General features: G+C 69.6%; 3 protein-coding genes. All 3 read left to right on the forward strand.

The window, feature by feature from the left end:
* Positions 1-553 (forward strand): biotin/lipoyl-containing protein (locus ACFWF3_RS31695; RefSeq protein ID WP_379317457.1); only part of this gene is annotated, 553 nt, incomplete at its 5' end.
* A gap of 22 nt (positions 554-575) precedes the next feature.
* Positions 576-1,196: a TcmI family type II polyketide cyclase gene (locus ACFWF3_RS31700; RefSeq protein WP_378992517.1), complete on the forward strand. Its 621-nt coding sequence runs from the start codon at positions 576-578 to the stop codon at positions 1,194-1,196.
* The gene (locus ACFWF3_RS31705; RefSeq protein ID WP_379317459.1) at positions 1,193-2,464 is read left to right on the forward strand and encodes a beta-ketoacyl-[acyl-carrier-protein] synthase family protein; all 1,272 of its coding nucleotides are present in this window, start codon (positions 1,193-1,195) and stop codon (positions 2,462-2,464) included. The genes ACFWF3_RS31700 and ACFWF3_RS31705 overlap by 4 nt, the downstream gene beginning before the upstream one ends.
* Positions 2,465-2,576 lie beyond the last annotated feature (112 nt).

The following is a 2,576-nucleotide window of genomic DNA, read 5'->3' on the forward strand; positions in this document are numbered from 1 at the left end:
GACCCAGGCACTGCAACGGGCGGCGCGCGCGCTCAGCGAGTTCGCGATCGACGGCATCGCGACCGTGCTGCCGCTGCACCGCGCGGTGGTCGCCGACCCCGCCTTCACCGACGCGCCGTTCCGCGTACACACCCGCTGGATCGAGACCGAGTTCGACAACACCATCGAGCCCTACCCCGATACCGCCGCACCGCCCGGTGCCACGGCGCCGCGCGAGACCGTGGTGCTCGAAGTGCGCGGTAAACGAGTGGAGGTGACCCTGCCCGCGCGCGGCACCAAACCGGCCTCCCGACCCTCGCCTCGCCCCCTGCGCGTGAGCGCCGCCGCTACCCCCAGCGGCGACTCACTGACCGCCCCGATGGCCGGAACTCTGGTGAAACTCGCTGCCGCCGAAGGTGATTCGGTGGCATCCGGGCAGCTCATCGCGGTGATCGAGGCGATGAAGATGGAACAACCGGTCACCGCCCACAAGGCGGGCATCGTCGTCGGCCTGATCACCGACATCGGCACCAGTATCGGCAGCGGCGCCGTGCTGTGCCGGATCCAGAACTGAACCGCAGAGGAGCCGACACCGGATGCATACGACAGTCACGGTCGCCAGGACGACCACTATCGCGGCCCGCGCACGCGTGGCGGGCAGGTTCGCCGAGCACGATGCCACGGCGGCCCCGACGGACGCGAAAATCGTTCGCCGCCAACTGTTCCACTACCACGACGACCTGCTCATCCACATCGTCGACAGCGACACACCGCTGCCTGGCGAGCCCGAGGGCCCCGACCTCGGCGCCGATATCGCGCCCTTTGACACCACCGTGCTCGCCGAGCGCTACTACCACTGGCTGCCCGGCCCGGTGGACCCCGCCATGTTCAGCACCCTCGTCGTCAATCGCCTTGTCCCCGAACGCCGCCCGCAGGTCGCGCAGCTGTTCGCCGATTTCGACACCACCGACGTCCCCCACCGGATGGGCACCCGGCGCAGGCAGCTCTTCGCCCTCGGCGGCGTCTATTTCCACCTGCAGGACTTCGAGACCCCCGACGGCGGTGCGGTGATCGCCCAGGCGTGGAAGCAAGCCGACCCGCGCTTCATCCAGATCTGCGACGACCTCGACCCCTTGATCGACAAGTACGACTCGTCGACCTGGCGCAAGCCGGCCGACGCGGTCGCACACCGCTTCTACCACTGGGAGGCACAGTGAACACCCGGCGCGTCGTCATCACCGGAATGGAGGTGATCGCCCCCGGCGGAGTCGGCACCAAGCAGTTCTGGGAACTGCTCACCGCCGGCCGCACCGCCACCCGGCGGATCAGCTTCTTCGATCCCGAGCAGTTCCGGTCCAAGGTCGCGGCCGAGGTCGACTTCGACCCCGAACTGCACGGCCTCACTCCCCACGAGACCCAGCGACTCGACCGCGCGGCACAGTTCGCCGTCGTCGGCGCGCGCAGCGCGGTGGCCGACAGCGGGCTCGAGTTCGACACCATCGACCCGTACTCGATCGGGGTGGCACTGGGCAGCGCGGTCGGCGCGACGATGCGCCTGGAGCAGGACTACCGCGTGATCAGCAATGGCGGACGCCTGGAACTGGTCGACCAGAAGTACGCCGACCAGCACCTCTACCACCATCTGTCGCCCGGCTCGTTCGCCGCCGAGGTGGCCTTCGCGGTCGGCGCGCAAGGGCCGGCGACCGTGGTGTCCTCGGGCTGCACGTCCGGTCTCGACTCGGTCGGGTACGCCGCCCAGCTCATCGCCGAGGGCTCGGTGGACATCATGGTCACCGGCGCCTCGGACGCGCCGATCTCGCCGATCACAATGGCCTGCTTCGACGCGATCAAGGCGACCACCCCGCGCCACGACTCCCCCGAAACCGCCTCCCGGCCGTTCGATGCCTCCCGCACCGGCTTCGTCCTGGGTGAGGGCGCGGCCCTGTTCGTCCTCGAGGAACTGTCCGCGGCCCGGCGGCGCGGTGCGCACATCTACGCCGAGATCGCCGGCTACGCCACCCGCGCGAACGCCTATCACATGACCGGGTTGCGCCCCGACGGCGTCGAGATGGCCGAGGCCATCCGGGTGGCGCTGCACGAGGCCCGGCTGCCCGGCGACTCGATCGACTACATCAACGCCCACGGCTCGGGCACCAAGCAGAACGACCGGCACGAAACCGCCGCGTTCAAGCGCAGTTTGGGTTCACACGCCTATGACACCCCGGTCAGCTCGATCAAGTCGATGGTCGGGCATTCGCTCGGCGCGATCGGCTCGATCGAGATCGCGGCCTCGGTCCTGGCGATCGGCGCCGACGTGGTGCCGCCGACGGCGAACCTGCACACCGCCGACCCCGAATGCGACCTCGACTACGTGCCGCTCACCGCCCGTGAGCACCGCACCGACACCGTGCTCACGGTGGGCAGCGGCTTCGGCGGCTTCCAGAGCGCGATGGTCCTCACGACGGCGAAGGGAGTCGCGGCATGACCGCGGTACTCGACGACACCCGCGCGGTGGTCACCGGCATCGGCATCACCGCGCCGAACGGCCTCGGTACTCAGCCCTATTGGGATGCGGTGCGCGGGGGCCGCAGTGGCAT

The organism is Nocardia sp. NPDC060220, assembly GCF_042727815.1.
Taxonomy (GTDB): Bacteria; Actinomycetota; Actinomycetes; order Mycobacteriales; family Mycobacteriaceae; genus Nocardia.

Excerpts from the sequence above, each read along its gene's own strand:
- ACFWF3_RS31700 (WP_378992517.1), top strand. The coding sequence starts at position 576 with ATGCATACGACAGTCACGGTCGCCAGGACGACCACTATCGCGGCCCGC.